Source organism: Lysobacterales bacterium, from assembly GCA_014946745.1.
Lineage (GTDB): Bacteria > Pseudomonadota > Gammaproteobacteria > Xanthomonadales > Xanthomonadaceae > Aquimonas.
On sequence record JADCRD010000001.1, the window covers coordinates 1,353,855 to 1,380,645 of the forward strand.

The following is a 26,791-nucleotide window of genomic DNA, read 5'->3' on the forward strand; positions in this document are numbered from 1 at the left end:
CCGTCAGTTCAGGTCGATCTTCTTGCCGTCGATATCGACCAGGGTCTCGCCCTTGATGCCGATCTTGACGCCCTCCAAGGTGATCGTGCCGTCGGACTGCAGCACCAGCTTCGCTTTGCCGACCTCGAGCATCACCGTGTCCTTGTCCATCACCAGCACGGAGCCACCGCCGACGCTGAAGGTCAGGGTGTCGCCGACCGTCGAGGTGTGGTTCTTGCCGATGGTGTCGGTGCGCGAGAGCCCGACCACGCTGGCCAGCATGGCGCCGACATTGCGGCTGTAGCCCAGGCCCACATTGGTCATCTTGGCCAGCCCGACGTTCTGCATCGAAGCCATGCCAATCGTCTCGGTCTTCATCTTGCCAACCTTGATCGACCAGTTCTTGCCGATCTTGTCGCTCTCGTTCTTGCCGACCTTCTTGCTGCGGTTCTTGCCGACCGTCACCGACTCGTTGTCGCCCACGGTACGCGTGCGGTTCTTGCCGACGCGGTGGGTCTGGTTGTCGCCGATCGAGACTGACTCGTTCTTGCCGACGTCTTCGGATCGGTTGTCGCCGATGCTGATCGTCTCGTTGTGGTCGACCCGTTCCTTGCGGTCGTTGTGGACGGTAATCGTCTCGTTGTTGTCGACCGTCTCCGTGCGGTCGCGCTTGATGTGGCTGGTCTCGTCGCGGTCAATCGTCTTGCTGCGGTCGCGGCCGACCCAGTGGGTCTCGTCGTTCTCGACCTCGATGTCCTGGTTGCGTTCGGCATGCAGCCAGACCTGCTCCTCGCCGCGCTTGTCCTCGAAGCGCAGCGCATTCGCGGTCTCGTGGTTGCCGCCGAGCGTCGAGCGGGTGAGAAAGCCCGACTGCGTGGCCGCGGCCGGCAGGCCCCAGGGGTGCGGCTGCATCGAGTTGTAGACGCGGCCGACGATCAAGGGCTGATCCGGATCGCCGTTCAAGTAATCGACGATCACCTCTTGCCCGATGCGCGGGATGTGCACGCCGCCGAAGCCGGAGCCGGCCCACGGGTGACTCACGCGAATCCAGCAGGACGAGGTCTCGTCCTTCTTTCCGTAGCGGTCCCAGTGGAACTGCACCTTGACCCGGCCGTATTCGTCGGTGTGGATCTCCTGCCCGGCCGGGCCCGTCACCACCGCGCTGTCGGGCCCGCTGGTCAGCGGCTTGGGCGTGCGCCGCGCGGGGCGATAGGGCTGGTCGGTGGGATGCACCTCGGCGCTGATATGCACTTCGACCGCGCTGGCTCCGCTTGAGCCGTCGTAGTCGTTGTCGGCGAACTGGTAGTCGCAGGCCAGCACGAGGTACTCGCGGTTGTAGCGGCCGACGGCGTGCTTGCTGAGCGAGAACAGGCGCCCTGGCGCGACACCGCGCGCGCGGCCCTCGCAGGCCGCGCGCAGGTGGCCGGCGTGGAGTTCTTCCATGCGCACCTTCGCAAACGGCAGGCCCTCGCCGAAGTTCTCGTACTCACCCGGGAAATCGAAGATCTCGTAGTTCGCGTGCGGGTGCGAACCCGGCAGCAGATCGTCGGTGGTGAGATCGCTCGCCGGCATGATGAAGTTGTAGTCGCGCGCAACATACTTGCCGGATGTCACCTGACCGGCATCGGCCCAGAAGCTCAGGTGATCCTTGTCCGGCACGCTGACGTCGTGCGGATAGAACTCGATGCTCTCGTAGTTCGGAAACGGCGAGGCCAGACCGATGTGGTCGGTGATGACCAGCGTGTGCTCACCGGCGGCGTGCTCGAACCAGAACCACAGGCCCTCCTGTTCGAGCAGGCGCATGACGAAGTTGGCGTCGGTCTCGCGGTACTGGACGCAGTAGTTCCAGGGCGAGTAGCTGCCGGCGGTGAGCCACTTGACGGCAAACGGATACGCGCCGAGCACGTCCTTGACGATGTCGACGACGGACAGCTTCTGGAAGATGCGGTAGTCGGTGCGGCGGGTGGCGTACCAGAGGCCCGGGCGTAGAGTCGCCCGATACAGGTGCTTGCGACCCGAGCGGCCGACCGAGCGGAAGGCCACGCACTGCGCGTTCAGGAAGCGCTTGCCGCCGCCTTCGACTTCGAACTCGACGGTGAAGGGCTGGCCGAGGGCTGCGGTGGGGGCCAAGCCGCGCTCTTCAGACGAGGCTGTCAGCTCGAACTCGAACAGCTCGGAGACGGCCTCGCGACCGGTGAGGCGCTCGAAGCGCAGGGCGTCGCCGAAGGGGCTGGTCAGGTTGAATAGGCGGTTCATGGAACTGCTCAGGAGTGCACGCGGACAGGCTGAGAACTACAGCACCTGAGACAGTTTTTGACAATAGGAGTTTTCTTATCCCAGGCTCCGAATGGGCTGGCCCGAGGATTGGGCAGCGCGTTGGGCCTGCACAAGGGTGACAGGCCTGGGGTTCTCTTGGGGGCGGGGACTCAGCCGGCGGTGGGCGGCTTGGCGGAAGCAATGGCTTGCGTCGACGGCTCTCGCCGGGCCCTGCTTTCGCGGGAGGAGGCTGAGGCCAAGCAGCTGACTGGCTTCGGATTCCCTTGACGACCGGGCGTCGTGCAGCACATCCCTGAGTGTTGGAGAGAGCGCTCCGAACAGACGCTCATCCTGCGCTGCGCGTCGCCCTCTCCCGTGGGGAGAAGGGCAGGGCATTCGTGGCCTTGGGCTTTGGAAGGGATGAATGTCGTGCCGTTTCGCTTGAACTCGTGGGCGATCGGTCCGCACGGCGCCTCAACCGACGCTGCGCATCCCCTTCTCCGGTGGGGACAAGGGGTGCGCAGACGGCTGGCCGGGAATCGCCCGACCAGCCGTGTTCGGTTCAGACGGCTTCGAAGATGCCCGCAGCACCCATGCCGGTGCCGATGCACATCGTGACCATGCCGTACTTCTGCTGGCGGCGCTTGAGGCCGTGCACCAGGGTGGCCGTGCGGATCGCGCCGGTGGCTCCCAGCGGATGACCAAGCGCGATGGCGCCGCCCAGCGGGTTGATCTTGTCGGGGTTCAGGCCGAGGTCCTTGATGACTGCCAGGGCCTGCGCGGCGAATGCCTCGTTGAGCTCGATCCAGTCCAGCTGATCGGCGGTGAGGCCAGCCTGGCGCAGCACCTTCGGAATCGCTTCCTTGGGGCCGATGCCCATCACGTCAGGCTTCACGCCGGCGACGGCGAAGCCGACGAAGCGCGCCAGCGGGGTCAGACCGTACTGCTTGATGGCCTTTTCGGACGCCAGCATCACCGCGCCGGCGCCGTCTGACATCTGCGAGCTGTTGCCGGCGGTCACCGAGCCGCCGGCGCGGAACACCGGACGCAGCTTGCCGAGCACTTCCACCGTGGTGTCCGCACGCGGACCCTCATCGTTCTCGACCAGCAGCTTCTTCAGGCGCACGGTGTTGCCGGCCAGGTCGGGCAGGCGCGAGGTGACTTCGTAGGGGCTGATCTCGGCCTTGAACTCGCCGGCCGCGATCGCCGCCATCGCTTTCTGGTGCGAGGCGTAGGCGAAGGCGTCCTGCTCGTCGCGGCTGACCTGCCACTGGCTGGCGACGTTCTCGGCGGTGATGCCCATGCCGTAGGCGATGGCGATGTTCTCGTCCTTGAAGATCGCCGGGTTCATGGCGACCTTGTGGCCCATCATCGGCACCATGCTCATGGTTTCGGTGCCAGCGCCGATCATCAGATCGGCCTCGCCCAGGCGGATGCGGTCGGCGGCTAGGGCCACAGCCTGCAGGCCGGAGGAGCAGAAGCGGTTGATGGTCTGGGCGGAGACGCCGACCGGGAGCCCGGCCAGCAGGGCGGCGATGCGGCCCACGTTCATGCCCTGCTCGGCCTCGGGCATGGCGCAGCCGACGACGACGTCGTCGATCTGGTTGCGGTCGATCGAGGGGGTCTGGGCCACGAGGTGGCGAAGCGCGTGGGCGAGCAGGTCATCGGGACGGGTGTTGCGGAAGACGCCCTTCGGGGCCTTGCCGACCGGCGTGCGGGTGGCGGCGACGATGTAGGCGTCCTGGATCTGGCGGTTTGACATGGTCTGGATCCTTGGGTAATGGGTCGCGGTGGAAGGCGGGGATTGGGGATTCGGGATTGAGGGCGGGAGGCTTGGGGACTGAGGCGGGCTGTTCCCCCTCTCCCCAACCCCTCTCCCACCAGGGGAGAGGGGCTCTAGGAGCGGCCGTTCGAGGGCTTCCTTATCCCGAGGTCTTGGGGATCGGGGTCATGCAGGGCGGGGATGCTCTGAGCCCGGTTGCCGCAAGCTCGATGCTTGCCGGCCGTTGCTCTAGCGAATCCCCAATCCCTAATCCCCAATCCCGGCTCTTAAATCCCGGCTCCAATCAATTCCTCAGCGGCTTTCCGGTGGTGAGGGTGTGGCCGATGCGGGCCTGGGTTTTTTCCATCTGCGCCAGCGCGAAGAAGTGCTCGCGCTCCAGCTTGAGCAGCCAGTTCTCGTCGACCACGCTGCCGCGGTCGACTTCGCCGCCGCACAGCACGGTCGCGATACGGGTCGAGACTTCGAGATCGTGCTCGCTGATGAAGCGGCCGGACAGCATGTTGACCAGGTTCGCCTTGAAGGTGGCGACGCCGATGTCGCCGGCCACCGGCACCTTGGCGGGCAGGGCAGGGCGGTAGCCGCTCTCGGACAGCGCGGTCACCTGGGCCTTGGCCACGTGCAGCAACTCGAAGGCGTTGAACACGACGATGTCGTCCTGGCGCAGCAGGCCCATGGCCTTGGCTTCCAGCGCCGAGGTTGAGGTCTTGCCCATGGCGGTGATCTCGAAGGCCTTCTTCAGGTTGTCGAAGACGTCGCCACCGGCCTGGCCGGCGCGAACCGCCAGTTCCTTGAGACCGCCGCCCGCGGGCAGCAGGCCGACGCCGGCCTCGACCAGACCGATATAGCTCTCAAGCGCTGCCACGGTGCGTGCGGTATGCATCTGGAACTCGCAGCCGCCGCCCAGCGCCATGCCGCGTACAGCAGCCACCACCGGCACCAGCGCGTACTTGATGCGCATGCTGGTCGCCTGGAAGTTAGCGATCATCGACTCCAGCGCGTTGATGTTGCCGGCCTGAACGAAACCGGCCATGCCCTTGAGATCAGCGCCGTAGGAGAAGGGCTCGCTGTACTGCCAGATCACCAGGCCCTTGTGCTCGCGCTCGGCTCGGGCAATGGCTTCCTGCACCCCGGCCAGCACGGCGTCGCTCACCGTGTTGCCCTTGGTCAGGAAGCTGAGCACGGCGATGTCGTCGCCGCCGTCCCACAGGCGCACGGCGCCGTTCTCGAGGATCGTCTTGCCCGGCTTGGCGGTCTCGCCGAGCAGCGGGTCCGGGAACGCCTGGCGCGCGTAGACCGGATGCTTGGAGCGCGGGCTGATGCTGTTGGCGGAGGCCGAGTAGGAACCCTCGTTGCCGTGCACGCCGTCGCGGCCGTCGAAGACCCAGGCCGGCAGCGGCGCATTGCTCATGGTCTTGCCGGCGGCGATGTCCTCGCGGATCCACTCGGCGACCTGCTTCCAGCCGGCGGCCTGCCAGGTTTCGAACGGACCCTGCTTCCAGCCGTAGCCCCAGCGCATTGCGAAATCGACCTCGCGGGCGCTGTTGGAAATGTCGGCCAGGTGGTAGGCGCTGTAGTGGAACAGATCACACAGGATCGACCACACGAACTGCGCCTGCGGATCGTCGCTGGCGCGCAGCGCCCCCAGCTTCTCGCCCGGGTTCTTGATGGCGAGGATGGCCTGCACGGCATCGGATGGCTTCTCGCCGCTCGGGCGGTAGTCGCCTTTGGCGATGTCGAGCACAAGAATGTCCTTGCCCTGCTTGCGGTAGAAGCCCGCGCCGGACTTCTGGCCGAGCGCGCCGGCTTCGACCAGCTTGGCCAGCGGTGCCGGCACGACGTAATGCGCGTGCCAGGGGTCGTCCTTGAGGCTTTCGGTCAAGGTTCGGACCACGTGGCCCAGGGTGTCCAGACCGACCACGTCCGCCAGCCGGTAGGTGCCGCTTTTCGGACGACCGATGCCGGGTCCGGTCAGCGTGTCGACCACATCCAGACCGAGGCCCAGGCGCGCGGTGTGATAGAAGGTGGAAATCATCGCCATGGTGCCGACGCGGTTGGCGATGAAATTCGGGGTGTCTTTGGCGAACACCACGCCCTTGCCCAGCGTCGTGGTCAGGAAGCCTTCGAGGCCATCCAGCACGGACTGGTCGGTATGCGCGCTCGGGATCAGTTCGGCCAGATGCATGTAGCGCGGCGGATTGAAGAAATGCACGCCGCAGAAGCGGTGGCGCAGCTGCTCGGGCAGCACTTCCGACAGCGCGTTCACCGACAGGCCCGAGGTGTTGGTGGCGAAGATCGCGTGCGCGGCCACGTGCGGGGCGACCTTGGCGTAGAGGTCCTTCTTCCAGTCGATACGTTCGGCGATCGCCTCGATGATCAGATCGCAGTCGGCCAGCAGCGGCAGGTGCTGATCGTAATTGGCGGGTACCAGCGCGCCGGCCAGCTGCGGCAGCGCCAGCGGAGCCGGGGAGAGCTTGCCGAGGTTGGCGATGGCCTTGTTAGCGATGGCGCTGGGGTCACCCTCCTTCGAGGGCAGGTCGAACAGCAGGGTTTCGACCTGGGCGTTGACGAGGTGGGCGGCGATCTGCGCGCCCATGACGCCGGCGCCGAGCACGGCCACCTTGCGGATGCGGAGGGGTTGCGACATGGAAGAACCTCGTGGGGCGGGGGTGGTGAAGGAATCAGCCGAGCGCGGGCGGAGCCCGCAATCCGGCGACGGCGAAACGCAGCAGGTTGTCGGCCGCCAGCGCGCAGTGTTCCTGCTCGCTGACGCCCGGCTGGCGACGGATCAGGCCGAAGTCGGCCATGGCGTAGGTGAGTGCGCCGGCGATGTAGTCGAGGCGCCAGTACAGGTCCTGCTTCGGCAGGGCGGGCAGACAGTGCTGGATGGCGCGCGCGAACTCGCGCAGCACGTGGCCGTAGTGGTCGGAGAGAAACTGACGCAGGCGCTCGTTCTTCTCGGCGTAGGCGCGTGCGACCACGCGCACGAAGGCAGCGCCTTCGCCCTCCATGCCGATCTGCATCGCCGGCACGATGAAGGCGGCGAGAATGGCTTCGAGGTCCTGCGGGTCGCGCGCAATGGCTTCGTGCAGGAGCTTGAGCCGTCGCGCGCTCAGCTCGTCGAAGCGACGGCGGAACACCTCGGTGATCAGGTTCTCTTTGCTGCCGAAGTGATAGTTGACCGCAGCGATATTGACGTCGGCGCAGGCGGTGAGCTGTCGCAGCGAGGTGGCAGCGAAGCCGTGTTCGGCAAACAGCTGCTCGGCCGCGCTCAGCAGGCGTTCCTTGGTGGAGAACTGGCTCAAGCTCACCTACGGCTCCAGCACTTGATTAAAACAAACGTTTGAGAGACTAGGCGGGCGTGCTAGCGAGGTCAACTTGCGCTGCGACAAGGAGCGGCTGTGCGTCGATGGCGTCACGTTTTTGACGCTCCGTGCCGATTCCCCTTGCAAAATGTGCGATTGTCCAAGCCTTCGGCTACACTACTTGACCATTTCGTCCTAAGCCCGCGTTTTCAGGCGGAAATCCCGCCTCGCGCGAGCCTCGCGCGGCCGCTGGGCCAGCGGATGTCGCCGATACATCAACCCTCAGGGAGTTTCACCATGGCGCTCGAGCGCACCATCTCCATCATCAAGCCCGACGCGGTCGCCAAGAACGTGATCGGCGAGATCTATGCCCGCTTCGAGAAGGCTGGGCTCAAGGTCGTCGCAGCCAAGATGAAGCACCTGTCGCGCAAGGAGGCCGAAGGCTTCTACGCGGTCCATCGCGAGCGTCCCTTCTTCAACGCACTGGTCGAGTTCATGATCTCCGGCCCGGTGATGATTCAAGTGCTGGAAGGCGAAGGTGCGGTTGCCAAGAACCGCGAGCTGATGGGCGCCACCAACCCGAAGGATGCGGCACCGGGCACCATTCGCGCTGACTTTGCGCAGAGCATCGATGCAAATGCCGTGCACGGTTCTGACAGTCTGGAGAATGCGGCGATCGAGATCGCCTACTTCTTCGCCGCCACCGAACTGTGCCCGCGCTGATTCGACCGAAACCCAGCGAGATCAGGCCATGAGCGAGATCCCCGTACGACTGGAAACCGCGACGCCCGCCGTCACGGCGCCCGTGTCGCCGGTGGAGCGCGTAAACCTGTTTGATCTGGACCGCGCAGGAATGGAGCGCTTCTTCGTCGAGGTTCTCGGCGAGAAGCGCTTCCGCGCCCACCAGATCATGAAGTGGATGTACCACCTGCACGTGACCGACATCGCCCAGATGACGGACGTCGGCAAGGCGCTGCGGGCCAAGCTGGAGCAGCACTGCGATATCCGCCCACCGGGCGTGGTGTTCGACAAGGCGTCCACCGACGGCACGCACAAGTGGCTGCTCGGCATGGACAGCGCCAACTCCATCGAGACCGTTTTTATTCCCGACAAGGGGCGCGGCACGCTCTGTGTGTCCAGCCAGGTCGGCTGCGGCCTCAACTGCCAGTTCTGCAGCACGGCAACGCAAGGCTTCAACCGCAACCTGTCCACGGCTGAAATCGTCGGCCAGGTGTGGACGGCCTCGAAGCACCTCGGCAACAAGGCCCATCAGAATCGCAAGCTCACCAATGTCGTGATGATGGGCATGGGCGAGCCGCTGCTGAATTTCGACAACGTTGTGCGAGCGATGTCGATCATGCGCGACGACCTGGGCTTCGGCCTTGCCAACAAGCGGGTCACGCTGTCCACCGCAGGCCTCGTGCCGATGATCGACCGGCTGGCCGAAGAGTCCGATGTGTCGCTGGCCGTTTCGCTGCACGCGCCCAACGATGCGCTGCGCACCGAGCTGGTGCCGCTCAACAAGAAATATCCGATTGCCGAGTTGATGGACGCCTGTGTGCGCTACGCCTTGCGCAAGAAGCGTGAGTCCATCACGTTCGAATACACGCTGATGCGTGGCGTCAATGACCGCCCCGAACATGCACGTGAGCTGGCGCGCCTGATGCGTCGCTTCGCCAACGTCGTGCAGTACGCGGACGCGGCCAAGGTCAACCTGATCCCCTTCAACCCCTTCCAAGGCACCCGCTTCGAGCGGAGCACCGAAGAAGACATCCGGGCGTTCCAGAAAATCCTCCTCGACCACCAGGTGCTGACGATGGTGCGTCGTACGCGCGGCGACGACATCGATGCGGCTTGCGGCCAGCTCAAGGGCCAGGTCGCTGATCGAACCCGCCGCCAGGCAGAGTTCCGACGCAAGCTCGAAACAGCTGGAGTGGGTGATGCCGCGGCTTGAAGCTTCATTGATCGCAGCGTGCGTGCTCGCACTCGCGGGTTGCGCGGCTGGCGGTGGTGCGCGCAAGGCGGAGGATTCACCCAACGCTATCGCCGCGGGCAACCAAGTGCAGATGGGGCGCGCCTACATGCAGCGCGGTCAGCTGCAGATCGCTCTCGAGCGGCTGACCAAGGCGCTTGAGCTGGACCCGCGTTCAACCGATGCGCACACGGTGATCGCCGTGCTGTACGAAGAGATTCGCAGGCCGGAGCGCGCCGAGACGCACTACCGGCGCGCGGTTGAGCTGAAGCCCGAAGACGGCTCGGTCAACAACAACTACGGCCAGTTCCTCTGCCGCTTGGGGCGCTTCGACGAGGCCGATGCGCGTTTCGCCAAAGCCATCGATGACCCCTTCTATCCTACGCCGGCGCTGGTGTTCACCAATGCGGGCGTCTGCCGGCTGAAGGCGGGCGATCTGCCCGCCGCAGACCGCTACCTGCGCAGCGCGCTTGAGATCGAGCCCAGCAACCCGGACGTCCTTCTGGACTTGGCTCGGCTGCAGGTCAAGACGGGCGATCTGCTGCGTGCGCGCGCATTCCTTCAGCGTCATGAGGCCGCGACCACTCCTGGGCCGGATGCCCTTGAGTTGGGCGTTGCCATCGAATCCGGACTGGGCAACACGGAGGCCGTCGAACGGTACCGTGAACGCCTGCGTTCGGAGTATCCCGACCACGAAACCGCACCGATGCTCCAGGGGGAGCCTTCGATCCAATGAGCGGACACATGCATGAGGGCGCCGGGGCGCCCGAACGCGCGGTAATCGGTGCCGAGACCGGGGCGACGTCCCTTGGCGCCCGGCTTCGCAAGCGACGCGAGGCCATGGGGCTTGACGTTACCGAGCTTGCCGCGCAGCTCAAGCTACGCGTGCAGATCATCGAGGCCATTGAGGCAGATCGTCTCGATTCGCTGGGCGCTGGCGTGTTCGCACGCGGCTACCTGAGCGCGTATGTGAAAGCGGTGGGGCTGCCGACGGTCGTTCTGGACTTGCTGCCGGTGGCCCGCACGACCGCTCCCAACCTGGTCACTCACGTCAAGCCGCGCTACGGCACCTTGCTGGGGCGCTATACCAGCCGCCTTGGGCACGTGTTTCTCACAGCGGCCATCGTGGTTCCCTTCATCTGGATGGCAACCTCGAACCAGCTGCCCTCGCAGCAGGCGACGCTGACATCGCTCGACGTGCCGGTTGACGCTCCGGAAACGGATTCGGCGGCGGCAGCGGCAGGGGCTTCGAGCGCGCACGAGCTTCCGGTGATGGCATCACTGGCACCGATGTTCCCGGCCAAACCCCCGGGGGCGGAGCTTGCCAATGCCGCTCTGCCCGCTGCTGTCCTTGAAGCGCCGACGGTGCCGCCGGCCTCGGACACGCCCGTTTCTGCCGAGACGCTGGTGCTCAATCTCAGCGCGGACAGTTGGGTCGAGGTCAGCACGGCCGACGGCGAGGTGCTTGAGTCCGCTCTGCTTCGCGCGGGTGCCGAGCGCTCTTTTCCCCTGAATGCCGGTTTGCGTGTCTCCCTGGGGAACGCAGGTGGCGTCGAACTGCGTCTGAACGGGGAGGCAATCGATGTTTCGCCGTTTCGACGCGCCAACGTCGCGCGCTTTAGACTCGCCGCCGATGGCACGCTGGCGCCCGCGATCCCGGCAGGTTGATCCTGGCGATCACCCCACGCTTTCCCGCTGCACGTTGACTCTCAACGGAAAACAGAATGTCGATTGAACAAATGGACGAACACGAGCGCGGCGAACGCGTTCGCCGCTGGCTCAGGGACAATGGCAATGCGCTGATCGGCGGCGTTGCCGTTGGCCTCTTCGCCTTCTTCGGCTGGGAGTGGTACCAGAACTCCCAGGTGCAGGCCCAGTACGACGCAGCCAACCAGTTCGAGTCGCTGCGCAAAGCCGTCGAGGCAGATCAGGCCGAGACCATTGCCGAAGTCGCCGGCGGTATCAGCAGCACCTTCAAGGATTCGCCCTACATCGCGCTGGCTGAGCTGCAAGTGGCCCAGACCAAGCTTGAAGCGGGCGATCTGGACGCAGCCTCTGCCGCACTCGACAAGGCGCGCGCTGCCGCAAAGGAGCCGCTGATCGCGCAGATTGCGACCTTGCGCCTCGCCCGCGTGCGGGTGGCCCAAGGCCAGTTGGATGAAGCGCTCACGCTGGCCGATACCGCGAAGTCGGATTTCCCGGGCCTTGCCGCAGAGCTGCGCGGGGACATTCTCAAGGCCCAGGGCAAGAACGAAGACGCCATCAGCGCCTACCAGGACGCACTGACGCACCTCGATGCCAACCAGCCCAGCCGCGGGCTGGTCGAGCTGAAGCTCGCTGACCTGGGCGCCAGCGCGCCACAGGAGTCTTGAGTATGCGTGGCGCTGGGCGCGCGCTCTGCCTTTCGCTGCTGGTGCTGGGTCTGGTGGCCTGCAGTGGCTCCCGCGTCAGCAAGCGCGAGAACATCCAGCCGCCGGCTGAACTCGTCGATTTCGACGCGACCGTTGAAGTGGAGCGCGTATGGTCGCGCTCGCTCGGTGAAGGCGAAGGGCGCATGGGTCTGCGCCAGCGTCCCGTGCTCGGCGACGGCAAGCTGTACTTCGGTACCGTGGAGGGCGAAGTCACCGCGATCGACGTGAAGACTGGCCAAGAAGTCTGGTCGCTGGAGTTTGAAGACCTTCGCTTTGCAGGAGCGCCCGGCTTCGGCGAAGGCACCCTGCTGATGACCACCTTGGACGGCGTGGTGCTGGCCCTGAACCCGGACACTGGCGCTGAGCGCTGGCGTGCGCCGGTCACGTCCGAAGTGATTGCCCAGCCGACGATTGGCCGTGGTCTGGCGGTGGTTCGCGCCAACGACGGCCGGCTGTTCGCGTTTTCGATCACCGATGGCACCCGTCGCTGGGTGTTCGACCGCGCTCTGCCAAGCCTGACGCTGCGCGGCAACAGCCCGCCGTTGATCGTCGACACCGCCCTCTTCGTCGGTTATGACGATGGCAGCCTGGTGGCGCTGCGCTTGGAGAACGGCTCGCCCGTGTGGGAGCAACCGGTCTCCATCGGCGAGGGTCGCACCGATCTGGATCGCATGAGCGACGTAGACGGCGAGATTGCTTTCCGCGAGGGCCTGCTTTTTGCCGGCAGCTACCGCGGCCAGGTGGTCGCTTTCGAGGCGGTCAATGCCCGCCCTCTGTGGAATCGTGAGATGTCGGTCTATGGCGGCGTCGTGCTCGCGGGCGACGCGGTGCTGGCGGCCGATGATCGCGGCAACCTGTGGTCGCTTGACCAGCGCACCGGGTCTGCGATCTGGAAGCAGGACGCATTGGCTCACCGCTGGCTGAGCACCCCCGCGTATCACGCCGGGTATGCGGCCGTAGGGGATGTCGAGGGCTATGTTCACTGGATGAGCATGGACGATGGACGTTTCGTTGCCCGTGCGCGCTTCGGCAAGAAGGCACTGCGCGGCAGTCCCATTGTCGTTGACGACCTGCTGATCGTGACCAGCACGGACGGTGAGATCGCGGCCTTCCGCGTCCGCTGACCGGCGGCTGCAGGTACGAGCGGAACGCGCCGTGGCAACACGGCGCGTTTTGCGTTTTCCGGAGTTGCGGCACACTTGCAGCCGCTATCCAAAGCGCGGACCCCTTGTCCGCGACTGTCATTGAAGGATTCACCCGTGCTGCCTCTCGTCGCCCTGGTCGGTCGCCCCAACGTGGGCAAGTCGACACTGTTCAACGTTCTCACCCGCTCGCGGGATGCGCTCGTCGCCGATCAGCCGGGGCTGACGCGCGATCGCCAGTACGGGGTCTGTCGCCTGGTCGATCGTCCCTTCATGGTGGTCGACACCGGTGGCATCGGCTCGCAAGAGGGCAGCCTCGGCGAGCGTGCGGAAGTCCAGAGCTGGGCGGCCGTCGATGAGGCCGATGTGCTGTTGTTCATCGTCGACGCACGTGCCGGCATCACCCCGGACGACAGCGAGATCCTGCGCCGTCTGCGTCGCCAGTCGAAGCCGGTGATCCTCGCGGTCAACAAGACCGATGGCCTCGACGAGAACACCGCGCTGGCCGAATTCTCCCGTCTCGGTATCGACGCCGTGCTGCCCTTGGCGGCCTCTCACGGTCGCGGTGTGCTGCCGCTGATCGACGTGCTGTTCGCCCGACTGCCGGCCCCGGCGGAAGGCGAGCTCGACCCTGCGCTTGAGGACCCCACCGAGAGGCTGAAGCTGGCCATCGTGGGGCGGCCCAACGTCGGCAAGTCCACCCTGGTGAACCGCATTTGCGGCGAGGAGCGCGTGCTCGCCTCCGAGGTCGCAGGCACCACGCGTGATTCCATCGCCGTCGATCTTGAGCGCGAGGGCCGCAAGTACCGGCTGATCGACACTGCCGGCATCCGCCGCAAGGCGCGCGTCGACGAGGCCATCGAAAAATTCAGCGTGCTGAAGGCCCTGCAGGCTATCGAGCACAGCGAGGTGGTGGTGTTCATGCTCGACGCCAGCGAGGGCGTCACCGAGCAGGACGCCACGGTGCTGGGCCACGTGCTGCAGGCACAGCGCGCGCTGGTGATTGCAGTCAACAAGTGGGACGGCCTGACCCAGTACCAGAAGGACCAGTGCAAGGCCGACCTCGAGCGCCGCCTGGCTTTCGTCAACTACGCCCAGATCGTGACCATCTCGGCCAAGCACGGCACCGGTCTTCGCGAGTTGTTCCGTGCAGTCCACCGTGCCAACGAATCCGCCACGCGCACGATCGGCACCTCCGAGATCAATCGCGCGCTGGAAGCCGCCTTCGAGGCCTTTCAGCCGCCCCTGGTGCGCGGTCACGTCGCCAAGCTGCGGTATGCGCACATGGCGGGGCACAACCCTCCGACCATCGTTGTCCACGGCACCCGGCTGAAGACGCTGCCCGACAGCTACAAGCGCTACCTGGAGAACTTCTTCCGCAAGCGCTTCAAGCTGGTGGGCACGCCAATCGCGCTGCTGTTCCGTGAGGGCGACAACCCCTACAAGGACAAGCCCAAGCCGGAGCTGAGCGATCGCCAGAAGGCCAAGCGCAAGCGCCTGATGCAGTTCGTCAAGCGCAAGTCCTGAGCGGAGCCGACACATGGACGTACTGCTGCAGGCTCTGATCGACTCCGTGCCGCAGCCGGCGCTGCGTACTGAAGCGGTGCCGGTGCCACGTGCGCTGGCGCGTGTCTATGCGGGTGTGGTCCGCGATGGTTTGAGGCCTGGAGACGCGCTCACGCCGCGTCAGATCGGCCTGCTTGCCGAAGCCGGCGATGCGCGCGTCGAGGTCTATCCGCGGCCCACTGTTGCGGTGTTCAGCTTTGGCGATGCACTGCTGCAAGCCGGCGACCCGTGCATCGAGGGTCGCACGCATGACGTCGCCAGCCCGATGCTGCAGGCCCTGCTGGCCGAGCAGCGCATCGAGTCGCTGGCCTGGCCGGCGCTGCCACAGCACGCGGAGCGCATCGACGCCGCGCTCGGCGATGCGCTCGACAGCTTCGATCTGGTCCTCTTGAGCGCCACGCCAGCCGCAGCGCCGGTGCTGCTTGAGCGGCTTCCGCGGCTCGGCGTCGCCATGCCTGTTGCGCAGGACGCGCCGCGGGCCTGGCGCAGTTCGCGAGCGCGCGTCCTCTGGCTCGCCGCCGAGCCGGAGCTGCTGCTTCGGCAGTTCGCTGGCTGGGTGGCGCCGACCGTCGCGGCGCTGCAATACCGGGCTCGCGCGTGATTCAGGAGCTGGAACCCGCCGCGGCACTCGCCCGGCAGCAGGCTGGCGCTGTCCTGATTGACGTGCGCGAAGACAGCGAGCGCGCAGCGGGGCTTCCGCAGGGGGCCATTGCGATTCCGCTGGCACGGCTTGCGACCGATATCGCCGGCTTAGCTGAGCCTCACAGCGAGCTGCTGCTGATCTGCGCGGCCGGCATGCGCTCGCTGCGCGCGGCCTCGCAGCTGCGCGGCCTTGGCTACACGCAGCTGGCTTCGGTTCGCGGCGGCTGCGGCGCCTGGCGCGCGCTGGGCCTGCCCTGGGCGGGTGCGCAGGACTCGCCGGACTTCCTGGAGCGCTTCGATCGCCATCTGCGTTTGCCGCAGGTGGGCATCGAAGGCCAGCGTCGGCTGCAGCGTGCGCGGGTGGCCATCGTCGGGGCCGGTGGCTTGGGCTCGCCGGTCGCCCTGTATCTGGCGGCGGCGGGGGTTGGCCATATCCGCCTCATCGACGACGACCGCGTGGATCGAAGCAACCTGCAGCGCCAGGTGCTGCACACCGATGCCGCAGTCGGGGAATACAAGGTCGACTCGGCGCGCGAACGTCTGCTGGCCCTGAATCCGCACCTCGATCTCGATACGCGCGCGCAGCGCCTGTCCGCCGACAACATCGAACGCATCTTCGATGGCGTTGAGCTGGTGATTGACGGCAGCGACAACTTTCCCACGCGCTATCTGGTGTCGGATGCCTGCGTGAACCTCGGGCTGCCGATGGTCTATGGCGCGGTGGAGCGCTTCACCGGTCAGGTGGGCGTGTTCGCGGCCGGCCCGCGCCGCGGTCAATCGCCGTGCTACCGCTGCCTGTTTCCGGAGCCACCGCTGGACGCCCCGAACTGCGCCGAGGCCGGCGTGTTGGGTGTGCTGCCGGGCTTGCTGGGCCTGCTGCAAGCGAATGAGGCGCTGAAGTACCTGCTGGGCATTGGCCGTGTTCTCGACGGCCGCGTGCTCAGCGTCGATGCCCTGCAGATGCGCTTTCGTGAGATCGGCGTGCCGCCGGATCCTGACTGCGCCGTGTGCGCGCCGGGACGACCGTTCCCGGGCTATGCGGATTACCAGCGGTTTTGCAGCGTTGTCGTGTAGGCGGGTTCGGGCCGCCGCGAGCGTGCAGGCCGGGGTGGATCAAGACCCACCCTCTGGCGGGCGTCGTAGCGGGCGGGAGCGCTGGGGGAGCCCGTGTGCCGTGCAGGCCCGGCTGCTGGCGTGTGCAATAATTCGCGGCTTTCCCGCCGGGTCCATTCCATGACCGCACGCCTGCTGGATGGCAAGCGTATTGCCGATGAACTGCTTGCCGACCTTGCCCGTCGCGTGCGTGATCGTGTCGCTCTTGGCCGCAAGCCACCTGGACTGGCCGTCGTGCTCGTGGGGGCAGATCCGGCGTCCTCTGTTTATGTGCGCAACAAGCGCCGCGCCTGCGAGCGCGTGGGCTATGCAAGCTTCGACTTCGACCTTCCGGCCGAGACGCCGCAGGCCGAGCTCGCGGGCCTGATCGATCGCCTGAACGGCGATCCCGCAGTGGACGGCATCCTGGTCCAGCTGCCGCTGCCCGCCCACATCGACGCGCAGGCGGTGCTCAATCGCATCGATCCGCGCAAGGATGTCGACGGTTTCCATCCCGAGAACGTCGGCCGCCTGGCCCTGCGCCAGCTTGGCCTGCGCCCCTGCACCCCGAAGGGCATCGTCCATCTGCTGAGCCACACCGATCGCCCCGTGCGCGGGCAGCAGGCGGTGATCGTCGGCGTGTCCAACCACGTCGGTCGGCCGATGGCGCTGGAGCTCTTGATCGCCGGCTGCACCACGGTCTGCTGCCACCGCTTCACCCCGCGCGAAACCCTGCGCCAGCACGTCGAGTCCGCCGATCTGGTGGTGGTCGCCGTGGGCAAGCCGGGGCTGGTGCCCGGCGAATGGATCAAGCGGGGCGCGGTGGTGATCGATGTCGGCATCAACCGCTTGCCCGATGGCTCGCTGACCGGCGACGTCGGCTTTGAAGCGGCCGTCGAACGCGCAAGCTGGATCACCCCGGTGCCCGGTGGCGTTGGCCCCATGACCGTAGCCACCCTGATGCAGAACACCTGGGAAGCCAGCCTGCTGCGCGAGATGGAGAGCGTCTGATGGGCGCTTTGCATGTCATGTTCGCGTCGTCTGCACCGTAGACACTGGTGACTGGCAGGGAGCCTCGCCGTGATCCGTATCGCTTCTTCGTTTCTACTCAAATCCGTGGCGCTAGGGATCAGCGTGTGCCTGCTTGCCGGCTGCGCCTCGGTGGTGAATCGCGCCAGCGAACGCTTTGCCGACAATCTTGGTCGCGGCATCCTCAACCAGGACGATCCCGCGACGGTGGCCGAGGGCCTGCCGGCGTACCTGCTGCTGCTGGATGGCTTGCTCGAAGGCGATCCCGAGAACGCCGGCACTCTGCGCGCGGCTGCGCGTCTGTATGGGGCCTATGCCGGCAACTTCGTCAGCGAGCCCGCACGCGCCGCACGTCTGTCGAAACGCGCGTTCGACTACGCCCAGCGCGCGACCTGCATCGACCAGGCGAGCCTCTGCGCCGCCATCGCGGCGCCCTTCGATGTCTGGGAGTCCGCGGTCGGCGCGGCCTCCGGTGAGGAGGCCGCCGCGCAGCTGTACGCACTCGGCAGCGCCTGGGCCGGCTACATCCAGACCCACAGCGACGACTACGCGGCGATCGCCGCGATCCCGCGCGTCAGCTTGTTGCTGGAGCGCGCGGTTGCGCTTGAGCCTGCCCTCGATCAAGGCATGCCGCACGTCTATCTCGGCGTGCTGAATTCGCTGCGGCCGGCGGCGGTTGGGGGGCGACCGGAGCAGGGCAGGGCGGCTTTCGAGCGCGCGATCGAGCTCTCGCAGGGCCGCAATCTGATGGCGCGCACCCTGCTCGCGCGGCACTACGCGCGGCTGGTGTTCGATCAGGAGCTGCACGACGAACAGCTGCAGCGCGTGCTCGACAGCGATCCGCGCGCGCCGGGTCTGACCCTGATGAACACCCTGGCGCAGGCGCAGGCACGCGCTCTGCTGGACGACTCGAAGAACTATTTCTGATCTGGAGCCCTTCATGCGCTTTCTGTTGATTGTGCTGTTCGCTCTGTGCGCGCCGCTGGCGCAGGCGCAGAGCTTCAAAATCGCCACGCTGGCCCCCGAAGGCTCCAGCTGGCTGCGCGAGATGCGCGCCGCCGCCGAAGAAGTCAAGCAGCGCACCGAGGGGCGCGTCGAGTTCCGCTACTACCCCGGCGGGGTCATGGGCGATGACGCCACGGTGATGCGCAAGATCCGCCTGGGGCAGCTGCAGGGCGGCGCCCTCACCGGCAGCGAGTTGTCCCTCATCTACCCGGACGCCGTGGTCTATGGCCTGCCTTTCCTGTTCGAGAACCACGGGCAGGTCGCCGCCGTGCGTCGTGAGGTCGACCCGCTGCTGAAAGACGGCGTCCGCGAAAAGGGCTTCGAGGTGCTGAGCATCTCGGGCGTCGGCTTCGCCTACATGATGAGCAGCAAGCCGCTGCAGAGCATCGAGCACCTGCGCGCGGGCAAGGTCTGGATTCCGAGCAATGACCTCATCAGCGAGCGCACCTTCAGCGCTGGCGGCGTCAGCCCGATCCCTCTGCCGCTGGCGGACGTGTTCACGAGCCTGCAGACCGGCATGATCGACATCGTCGGCAACACCCCGGCGGGCGCCATCGCCCTGCAGTGGCACACGCGGGTGAAGCATGTGTTCGATGCGCCCTTGGCCTATGTGGTCGGTTTTGTGGTGCTCGACAATCGCGCCTTCGCTCGCATCGACGAGGCGGATCGCGCGATTGTGCTCGACGCCTTCGGCAAGGCCTCGGAGCGGATCGACGCCGAGAACCAGCGCGCGGATGAGAGCGCGATCGCGGCCCTGCGCGGCGAAGGCATCGAGTTCTTCACCCCGGACGCCACCGAACTGGCGCGCTGGCGCGAAGTGGGCCTGTCGGTGCGGACCGGCATGGTGGAGCGCGATGAACTGAGTGCTTCGATGGTGGACGCCGTGGTCCGACGCGCCGGTGCGTCCTCGCCGTGAGCCGCAGCGCGTGAGTCGACTGCTGCGCGCGCTGCACCGTCTTGAAGACGGCGTGCTCGCCGGGCTGCTGCTTCTGCTGCTCGGGCTCGCGGTCGCTCAGATCGGGCTGCGTTGGTTTGCCGATACCGGTTGGACCTCGGGCGAGACCGCGCAGCGCACGCTCGTCCTGTGGATCGCCCTGCTGGGCGCTCTCGGAGCCGCGCGCGAGCGCCGGCACCTCGCGCTCGACCTGCTGCCGCGCCTGCTGCCGCCATTCGGCCAGCGCGTGCTGTGGGTGCTGGCGCAGCTGGTAGGCGCCGCGCTCTGTGGGCTGATGGCCTGGTACGGCTGGAGCCTGATCGAGCTCGAACGCGAGGCGCCGACGCCCCTGTTCGCTGGCCTGCCGAGCTGGGCCGGCATGCTGATCATTCCCTTCGGTTTCGCGGTGCTTGCGCTGCGGTTCGTTCTCGCCAGCGCGCTCGGTCCGCCGAGCGAGGCGCCGATTGGCGAGGGAAGCTCGACGTGAGTGGGCTCTGGCTGCTGCTGATCCTTGCGGCCTTGCTGGGCGCGCCGCTGTTCGTGCTGATTCTCGGCGCTGCGTTCATCGGATTCCATCAGGCCGGCTACGACCTCACGGTCGTAGCGGTCGAGTTCCATCGCCTGGCCGGCATGCCGGGGCTCACCGCGATTCCGCTGTTCACCGTCGCCGGCTACCTGCTGGCGGAGAGCCGCGCACCGCAGCGCCTGTTGAAGCTGTCCGATGCGCTGCTCGGCTGGCTGCCCGGCGGCATCGCCATCGTCGGGCTGGTGGCGTGTGCGCTGTTCACCGCGTTCACCGGCGCCTCGGGCGTGACCATCGTGGCGATGGGTGCCCTGCTGTATCCGGCGCTCAAGGCGGCCGGCTTCGACGAGCGATTCAATCTCGGCCTGGTCACCAGTGCCGGCAGCCTCGGACTGCTGTTTGCGCCTTCACTGCCGCTCATCCTCTACGGCTTCGTCGCCGGCCAGCTCGGCACGACGCCGTCGGTGACCATCGAAGATCTGTTCATCGCCGGCATCCTGCCCGGGCTGCTGATGATTGCCCTGTTGGGCGCCTATGCCGCCTTTCATGGCCGCGCGCTGCAGGCGCGCTCGCAGCCCTTCGCCTGGTCGCGCGTGCTCGAAGCAACGCGCGAAGCGGCCTGGGAGATTCCGCTGCCGCTGCTGGTGCTGGGGGCCATCTACTCGGGTGCACTGGCCGCCTCCGAGGCGGCTGCAATCACCGCGCTCTACGTGCTCGTCGTGACCGTGCTGGTGAGACGTGAGATCGCGTTCCATCGGCTGCCGGGCCTGCTGGCCGAGTCGATGCGCATGGTCGGCGCCATCCTCATCATTCTGGGCGCCGCGCTGGCGCTGTCGAACTGGCTGGTCGATGCCGAGGTGCCGACACGGCTGTTCGAGTGGATCCAGGGCGCCATCAGCAGCCCGCTCACCTTCCTGCTGGCCCTGAATCTGTTCCTGCTGGCGGTCGGCATGCTGCTCGACGTGTTCGCCGCGATCGTGATCCTGGTGCCCCTGCTGGTGCCGATCGCGATCGGCTATGGCATCCACCCGGTGCATCTGGGCGTGCTGATGCTGGCCAACCTGCAGCTCGGTTACTTCACCCCGCCGGTGGGCATGAACCTGTTCATCGCCAGCTACCGGTTCAAGGTGCCGATCGGCCGCCTGGTGCGCGCCTGCGTGCCCTTCTTCCTGATCCTGCTGGTGGCACTGGTGCTCATCACCTACGTGCCGTGGCTGTCGCTGGCTTTGCTTTGAGAGCCGGGATTGGGAATTCGGGATTCGGGATTCGCAGCCAGCGGAATCGAGCGTGAGGGGGGGGCGCATGCTCCGCCGGCCTCGGAGGACGCAAACCCGCGCTAACGCCGCGCCTCCGGCCCGTCCTATACTGTCGCGCTTCTTTCCTCCGGAGCCCGCCGCATGCGCATCCAGGTTGAAGCACTGACCTTCGACGACGTCTCCCTGATTCCCGCCCACTCGGTGGTGCTGCCCAAGGACGTCAGCCTGGCCACGCGGCTCACGCGCGGACTCAAACTCAACCTGCCGATCGTGTCCGCCGCCATGGACACCGTCACCGAAGCGCGCCTGGCCATCGCCATGGCCCAGCTCGGCGGCATCGGCATCCTGCACAAGAACATGAGCGTCGCCGAGCAGGTGGCGCACGTGCAGCAGGTCAAGAACTTCGAAGCCGGCGTGATCCGCGAGCCCTTCACGGTGGGCCCCAACACCACGATCGGCGAAGTCATCAAGCTCACCCGCAAGCGCAACATCTCGGGCGTGCCGGTGGTCGACGGCAACCAGCTGGTGGGCATCGTCACCAGCCGCGACATGCGCTTCGAGAAGCGGCTGGACGACCCGGTCAGCCACATCATGACCAAGAAGGATCGCCTGGTGACGGTGGGCGAAGGCGCCTCCGATGACGAAGTGCTCGACCTCATGCACAAGCACCGCATCGAGAAAGTGCTGGTGGTCGACGACCAGTTCGCCCTGCGCGGCCTGATCACCGTCAAGGACATCCAGAAGGCCCGCGACAACCCCAATGCCGCCAAGGACAGCGACGAGCAGCTGCTGGTCGGCGCCGCCGTCGGCGTTGGCGGCGATACCGAAGCACGCGTCAATGCCCTCGTGCAGGCCGGCGTCGATGTGATCGTGGTCGACACCGCGCACGGCCATTCGCAGGGCGTGCTGGATCGCGTTCGCTGGGTCAAGAAGACCTTCCCGAACGTGCAGGTGATCGGCGGCAACATCGTCACTGGCGAGGCCGCGCTGGCTCTGCTCGACCACGGCGCCGACGCGGTCAAGGTCGGCGTGGGCCCGGGCTCGATCTGCACCACGCGCATCGTGGCTGGCGTTGGCGTGCCGCAGATCACCGCGATCGACCTCGTCGCCACTGCGCTCAAGGACCAGATCCCGCTCATCGCCGACGGCGGCATCCGCTACTCCGGCGACATCGCCAAGGCGATTGCCGCCGGCGCTTCCACCGTGATGATCGGCGGACTGTTCGCCGGCACCGAAGAAAGCCCCGGTGAAACCGAACTCTTCCAAGGCCGCAGCTACAAGAGCTACCGCGGCATGGGCAGCTTGGGCGCGATGGAGCAAGGCAGCAAGGACCGCTACTTCCAGGACGCGTCCGACGCCGACAAGCTGGTGCCCGAGGGCATCGAAGGCCGCGTGCCCTACCGCGGCTCGGTGCGCAACATCGTCCACCAGCTGGCCGGCGGCCTGCGCGCCTCGATGGGCTATGTCGGCTGCGCCAGCATCGAAGACATGCGCAGCAAGCCCAGCTTCGTCCGCGTCACCAATGCCGGCGTCCGCGAGAGCCACGTCCACGACGTGCAGATCACCAAGGAGCCGCCGAACTACCGCGCAAGCTGACGCTTGCGCGGCGGGATTGGGGATTGGGGATTGGGGATTGCGTCTGCTGCGGTCGCTCAGACGATCGGTACCGCGTCACCGCTCTGGTTTGCACTCTCGCTACGCCCCTTGGGCTGTTCTTGGGCCTGATGTTTCGTGGGCCCGCTCTTCAATCCCCAATCCCGAATCCCCAATCCCATGCTCCAAGACATCCACAGCGACAAGATCCTGATCCTCGACTTCGGCGCGCAGTACACGCAGCTGATCGCCCGTCGCATCCGCGAGATCGGGGTGTACTGCGAGATCTGGGCCTGGGATCACGATCCCGCCGAGATCGCCGCCTGGGGCGCGAAGGGCATCATCCTCTCGGGTGGGCCGGAGTCCACTGTCGAAGCGGGCTCACCGCGCGCGCCGCAGGAAGTGTTCGATGCTGGCGTGCCAATCCTCGGCATCTGCTACGGCATGCAGACCATGGCCGTGCAGTTGGGCGGCCGAGTGGAGTCGGGGCATGAGCGCGAGTTCGGCTATGCCGAGGTCGAAGTCAGCGCGCCCTGCGGCCTGCTGGATGGCCTGAAGGACCACGCCGGCTCGCCGCCGCGGCTTGACGTGTGGATGAGCCACGGCGACCGCGTGACCGCGGTGCCGCCGGACTTCCACATCACCGCGCGCACCGAGAGCGTTGCCATCGTCGCCATGGCCGACGAGCAGCGCCGGTGGTATGGCGTGCAGTTCCACCCGGAGGTGACCCACACCAAGTCCGGCACCGACATGCTGCGGCGCTTTGTCGTCGACCTCTGCGGCTGCGCAACCCTGTGGACCGCCGCCAACATCATCGAGGACCAGATCGAGCGCGTGCGCGCCCAGGTGGGCGAGGGCGATGTTCTGCTGGGCCTGTCGGGCGGCGTCGATTCCAGCGTGGTCGCGGCCCTGCTGCACCGCGCTCTGGGCGAGCGCTTGACCTGCGTGTTCGTCGACACCGGCCTGCTGCGTTGGCAGGAAGGCGATCAGGTCATGCAGATGTTCGCCGCCAACGCCGAGGCTGGCGGCATGGGCGTCAAGGTGATCCGCGTCAATGCGGCCGAGCGCTACTACGCCGCACTGTCGGGCGTCGAAGACCCCGAAGCCAAGCGCAAGATCATTGGTCGGCTGTTCGTCGAAATCTTCGACGAAGAGGCCGCCAAGCTCAGCAATATCCAGTGGCTGGCGCAGGGCACGATCTACCCCGACGTGATCGAATCGGCCGGCAGCAAGACCGGCAAGGCCCACGTCATCAAGAGCCACCATAACGTCGGTGGCCTTCCCGATCACATGAAGCTCGGCCTGGTCGAGCCGCTGCGCGAGCTGTTCAAGGACGAAGTGCGTCGCCTCGGCGTGGCACTCGGCCTGCCGCGCCACATGGTCTACCGCCATCCCTTCCCGGGCCCGGGCCTGGGCGTGCGCATCCTCGGCGAGGTCAAGCCCGAATACGCCGAGCTGCTGGCCAAGGCCGACCACATCTTCATCGAAGAGCTGCGCCGCGCCGACCTTTACGACCGCGTCAGCCAGGCCTTTGCCGTGTTCCTGCCGGTGAAGTCGGTCGGCGTGGTCGGCGACGCCCGCGCCTACGAATGGGTGATCGCGCTGCGCGCGGTCGAAACCATCGACTTCATGACCGCGCACTGGGCGCACCTGCCCTACGACTTCCTCGACCGCGTCGCGCGGCGCATCGTTAACGAGCTGCGCGGCGTGAGCCGCGTGGTCTACGACATCAGCGGCAAGCCGCCGGCGACGATTGAGTGGGAGTGAGTTCAGAAAGAGTGGATGCCCGCATGAGGCAACTGAAACTCTTTGCGCACCCTGGCCAAGTTCCTTGGTCTAGCCCCTCTCGCATCCTCGCGTCGTGTCTTGATGGGCATACTCAATTCGTGGCGCGTTTAGTCTGCCCGAACTCCCGTTCGACAAGGATCTGAAATGTCTTTCCTGATTAGCGCCGAACCTCAGTCTTCGCTCGCAGGATCTGAGACGCAACGACCCGAGGCTGAGCTACCAACCCACGTGGAGCACGGCCATGGCGATGAACATGATCCAGTTTCAGTCGGGGCTGTCGCTGCCTGAGTTCCTGGACCTCTACGGCACGGAGGCGAAGTGTCGACGGGCACTGTACCGCTGGCGTTGGCCCGCGGGATTTCGTTGCCCTGCCTGCGGAGGTCGCCACCGTTCGAGCTTTCGTCGCGGCGGCCAGAACCTTTACCAGTGCCGCGCCTGCCAGCACCAGGCCACGCTGATCAGCGGCACCCTGCTGGCCTCCACCAAGTTGCCCTTGACCACCTGGCTGCTGGCGATCTACCTGCTCACCTCCACCAAGACCAACCTCGCAGCGCTGGAGCTCAAGCGTCATCTCGGCGTGTGCTACCGCACGGCCTGGCGCTTGAAGCACAAGATCATGCAGGCCATGGCCGAGCAGGAAAAATCGAGGCAGCTCAGTGGATTCGTGCAGATCGATGACGCTTACCTCGGCGGTGAGCGCAACGGCGGCAAGCCGGGACGAGGCTCCGAGAACAAGCAGCAGTTCTTGATCGCGGTGAGCACCGATGCAGCCCTTCAACACCCGACCTTCGCTGTCATCGAACCCGTGCCGGCCTTCGACAATGCCTCGCTGGCCGACTGGGTGCAGCGGCGCTTGGCGCCCGAGGCGGAGGCGTTTACCGATGGGCTGGGGTGCTTCCGGCGCATCGAGGTTGCGGGCCACGCGCACACCGTGCTGCAGACCGGCGGCGGCCGCGCGGCCACCGAAGTCGATGGCGCCCGCTGGGTCAACGTGCTGCTCTCGAACCTCAAGCGGGCGCTCGAGGGCGTCTATCACGCCATCCGTCAGTCGAAGTACGCTGGCCGCTACCTGGCCGAGGCCGCGTACCGCTTCAACCGCCGCTTCAAGCTGCGCAGGATGGCGGGCCAGCTCGGGGCCGACTTGATGAGCTGCAAGCCTTGTCCAGAGCGGCTTCTGCGTGCGGCGAGCAATTTCGCTCACTGAGGTTCGGCGCTAATCAGGTGGAGCCATCCGAAGTCGCCAAGCGGGCGGAAGTGGCTTTCGTTGGAACCGTGCTCAAGGTGGAAAGCGATCCTTACCGGCCAATGGACCTGTGTTGGGATGCCTTGCATGGCGATGACTGTGGTGGCAGGCGAGTCACCTTCGAACTAGGCGAAGCGCTCAGGGGGAACTTGGAGACGCAGGTCGAAGTGGTTTCGGAAGATGCTTGCTACTGCCTGGGGAGCTACTGGGAGGTCGGCAGCGACTACTTGGTCATCGCCGCAGCCGATGAAGGCAACGCGAATAGACTCATCGCTGAGGATGTCTGTGCGGGCACGGGCAAGCTCTACGAGCGTTCGGGCTATCTCAGAGAGCTGCGGAAGTAACCTCTGCATCCACACGTGCCAGCTCAGCATACAAGTTGCGCCGGTGGGCGGATTCGAAGGCGAGGCAGCGCTGGAACTGGGGCGTGATCCTCGATCAACGGGATCGGCGCTTTCGAGACCGTCGCAAGATCTGCTCCCCTCCGGCGCGACATGCTGAGTCACGTTGCCGCGAATACGGTGCCGGCACCGTGCTATTCGCCGGATCACCTTGACGAAATGAAGTTCCGGGCGCTGATCATTGTCGGCTCCAAGCCGATTGCGAATCTGCTTGACGAAGGCTGGCGGGGGATAGGCAGCGTTTCAGCGCCTCTTGACCGCCGTCATGGGCTCGCGCTGCACCCAAGCGCTGACCTGATAAGTGTCGAACCTCAGTTGATGCTCGGAGCGCTTGGGCACCGAGAATCCTGCACCGCTTGGTCCTCATGACACCGAGCGGGCCGACGGACGCGCGTCCACTTCGAGCTTCGGAGTCCGACCGTGCGAATCTTGCTTGAAGGCTTGACGCTGCAGCGGCTTTCGGCATCCGGGGTGGCGTTAGGCACTGAGGTTCGACACTAATCAGGAGCGCTGAAGGCCTTCGGCCCTTGGGGTGGCTGACGCGTAGTGCTGTTGGTGGTCCTCCGCCATTGCTCTATGGAAGGTCTGAACAACTCCGTCCGGGAGTCGTTCAGACGTCGCGAGTCCGGCGCGGGTCCGGACTCGTTCGGCCGCTGCGCGGCGACGCCTTCGCTGCGCTCGGTCACCCCAGATCAAGCGCTGACGAGCTCGATCCTCGTGACCGCCATTCGTGGCGCGCCATAGGGAAGCTCCGGTGAATCAGAGCTTCCCTATGGCGCGCAGTTCGAAACGGGCACTGCCATTCGTGTCGGGCATCGCCCTCTGGCTGCCAGAGCCGGCAGCTGGGCCGTCCGCCCGGTGGTGGCCCTTGCGT

General features: G+C 66.3%; 22 protein-coding genes. 18 read left to right on the forward strand and 4 right to left on the reverse strand.

Going from position 1 to position 26,791, the window contains the following annotated elements; all coding sequences use genetic code 11:
* Window positions 1–3 precede the first annotated feature (3 nt).
* The 4 genes from tssI to H4O13_05435 form a co-directional block, all read right to left on the reverse strand.
* On the reverse strand, window positions 4–2,235 hold the full coding sequence (gene tssI, locus H4O13_05420; GenBank protein MBE5314826.1) for a type VI secretion system tip protein VgrG: 2,232 nt from the start codon (window positions 2,233–2,235) through the stop codon (window positions 4–6).
* Window positions 2,236–2,797: 562 nt separating this feature from the next.
* On the reverse strand, window positions 2,798–3,997 hold the full coding sequence (locus tag H4O13_05425) for an acetyl-CoA C-acyltransferase (protein ID MBE5314827.1): 1,200 nt from the start codon (window positions 3,995–3,997) through the stop codon (window positions 2,798–2,800).
* Between the two features lie 304 nt (window positions 3,998–4,301).
* Window positions 4,302–6,662 carry a 3-hydroxyacyl-CoA dehydrogenase/enoyl-CoA hydratase family protein gene (locus H4O13_05430; GenBank protein ID MBE5314828.1) on the reverse strand — a complete coding sequence of 787 codons (2,361 nt, stop codon included), beginning with the start codon at window positions 6,660–6,662 and terminating at the stop codon, window positions 4,302–4,304.
* 34 nt (window positions 6,663–6,696) lie between these two features.
* A complete protein-coding gene (locus H4O13_05435; protein MBE5314829.1) occupies window positions 6,697–7,326 on the reverse strand; it encodes a TetR family transcriptional regulator in 630 nt (209 codons plus the stop codon).
* A gap of 291 nt (window positions 7,327–7,617) precedes the next feature.
* On the opposite strand from H4O13_05435, the gene ndk reads away from it, so the two are divergent.
* The 18 genes from ndk to H4O13_05525 all read left to right on the forward strand — a co-directional run bounded on the left by ndk (window position 7,618) and on the right by H4O13_05525 (window position 25,860).
* Entirely contained in the window at window positions 7,618–8,043 is a 426-nt protein-coding gene (ndk, locus tag H4O13_05440) for a nucleoside-diphosphate kinase (protein MBE5314830.1), read from the forward strand.
* 28 nt (window positions 8,044–8,071) lie between these two features.
* The gene (rlmN, locus tag H4O13_05445) at window positions 8,072–9,274 is read left to right on the forward strand and encodes a 23S rRNA (adenine(2503)-C(2))-methyltransferase RlmN (protein ID MBE5314831.1); all 1,203 of its coding nucleotides are present in this window, start codon (window positions 8,072–8,074) and stop codon (window positions 9,272–9,274) included.
* Window positions 9,261–10,028: a type IV pilus biogenesis/stability protein PilW gene (gene pilW, locus H4O13_05450; protein ID MBE5314832.1), complete on the forward strand. Its 768-nt coding sequence runs from the start codon at window positions 9,261–9,263 to the stop codon at window positions 10,026–10,028. Before rlmN ends, pilW begins: the two co-directional genes overlap by 14 nt.
* An 8-nt stretch (window positions 10,029–10,036) precedes the next feature.
* The gene (locus H4O13_05455) at window positions 10,037–10,960 is read left to right on the forward strand and encodes a helix-turn-helix domain-containing protein (protein ID MBE5314833.1); all 924 of its coding nucleotides are present in this window, start codon (window positions 10,037–10,039) and stop codon (window positions 10,958–10,960) included.
* A gap of 56 nt (window positions 10,961–11,016) precedes the next feature.
* Entirely contained in the window at window positions 11,017–11,664 is a 648-nt protein-coding gene (locus H4O13_05460) for a tetratricopeptide repeat protein (GenBank protein ID MBE5314834.1), read from the forward strand.
* A gap of 2 nt (window positions 11,665–11,666) precedes the next feature.
* The gene (bamB, locus tag H4O13_05465; GenBank protein ID MBE5314835.1) at window positions 11,667–12,827 is read left to right on the forward strand and encodes an outer membrane protein assembly factor BamB; all 1,161 of its coding nucleotides are present in this window, start codon (window positions 11,667–11,669) and stop codon (window positions 12,825–12,827) included.
* Between the two features lie 135 nt (window positions 12,828–12,962).
* Entirely contained in the window at window positions 12,963–14,372 is a 1,410-nt protein-coding gene (gene der, locus H4O13_05470; GenBank protein ID MBE5314836.1) for a ribosome biogenesis GTPase Der, read from the forward strand.
* Window positions 14,373–14,385: 13 nt separating this feature from the next.
* Entirely contained in the window at window positions 14,386–15,012 is a 627-nt protein-coding gene (locus tag H4O13_05475; protein MBE5314837.1) for a hypothetical protein, read from the forward strand.
* Window positions 14,994–16,127 (forward strand): molybdopterin-synthase adenylyltransferase MoeB, encoded by a 1,134-nt coding sequence (moeB, locus tag H4O13_05480; GenBank protein ID MBE5314838.1) that lies wholly within the window; start codon window positions 14,994–14,996, stop codon window positions 16,125–16,127. Before H4O13_05475 ends, moeB begins: the two co-directional genes overlap by 19 nt.
* Before the next feature lie 159 nt (window positions 16,128–16,286).
* Window positions 16,287–17,156, forward strand: a complete 870-nt coding sequence (folD, locus tag H4O13_05485; GenBank protein ID MBE5314839.1) for a bifunctional methylenetetrahydrofolate dehydrogenase/methenyltetrahydrofolate cyclohydrolase FolD — start codon at window positions 16,287–16,289, stop codon at window positions 17,154–17,156.
* Between the two features lie 69 nt (window positions 17,157–17,225).
* Window positions 17,226–18,101 (forward strand): hypothetical protein, encoded by an 876-nt coding sequence (locus H4O13_05490; GenBank protein MBE5314840.1) that lies wholly within the window; start codon window positions 17,226–17,228, stop codon window positions 18,099–18,101.
* 13 nt (window positions 18,102–18,114) lie between these two features.
* Window positions 18,115–19,095, forward strand: coding sequence for a TRAP transporter substrate-binding protein DctP (gene dctP / locus H4O13_05495; GenBank protein ID MBE5314841.1), 981 nt, complete (start codon window positions 18,115–18,117; stop codon window positions 19,093–19,095).
* Between the two features lie 10 nt (window positions 19,096–19,105).
* Window positions 19,106–19,600 carry a TRAP transporter small permease gene (locus H4O13_05500; protein ID MBE5314842.1) on the forward strand — a complete coding sequence of 165 codons (495 nt, stop codon included), beginning with the start codon at window positions 19,106–19,108 and terminating at the stop codon, window positions 19,598–19,600.
* Window positions 19,597–20,871 (forward strand): TRAP transporter large permease subunit, encoded by a 1,275-nt coding sequence (locus H4O13_05505; protein MBE5314843.1) that lies wholly within the window; start codon window positions 19,597–19,599, stop codon window positions 20,869–20,871. Before H4O13_05500 ends, H4O13_05505 begins: the two co-directional genes overlap by 4 nt.
* 162 nt (window positions 20,872–21,033) lie before the next feature.
* Window positions 21,034–22,488: an IMP dehydrogenase gene (gene guaB / locus H4O13_05510; protein MBE5314844.1), complete on the forward strand. Its 1,455-nt coding sequence runs from the start codon at window positions 21,034–21,036 to the stop codon at window positions 22,486–22,488.
* A gap of 177 nt (window positions 22,489–22,665) precedes the next feature.
* Window positions 22,666–24,252 carry a glutamine-hydrolyzing GMP synthase gene (gene guaA, locus H4O13_05515; protein ID MBE5314845.1) on the forward strand — a complete coding sequence of 529 codons (1,587 nt, stop codon included), beginning with the start codon at window positions 22,666–22,668 and terminating at the stop codon, window positions 24,250–24,252.
* A 262-nt stretch (window positions 24,253–24,514) separates the two neighbouring features.
* Window positions 24,515–25,477: an IS1595 family transposase gene (locus H4O13_05520; protein ID MBE5314846.1), complete on the forward strand. Its 963-nt coding sequence runs from the start codon at window positions 24,515–24,517 to the stop codon at window positions 25,475–25,477.
* Window positions 25,478–25,494: 17 nt separating this feature from the next.
* On the forward strand, window positions 25,495–25,860 hold the full coding sequence (locus H4O13_05525) for a hypothetical protein (protein MBE5314847.1): 366 nt from the start codon (window positions 25,495–25,497) through the stop codon (window positions 25,858–25,860).
* Window positions 25,861–26,791: the final 931 nt, after the last annotated feature.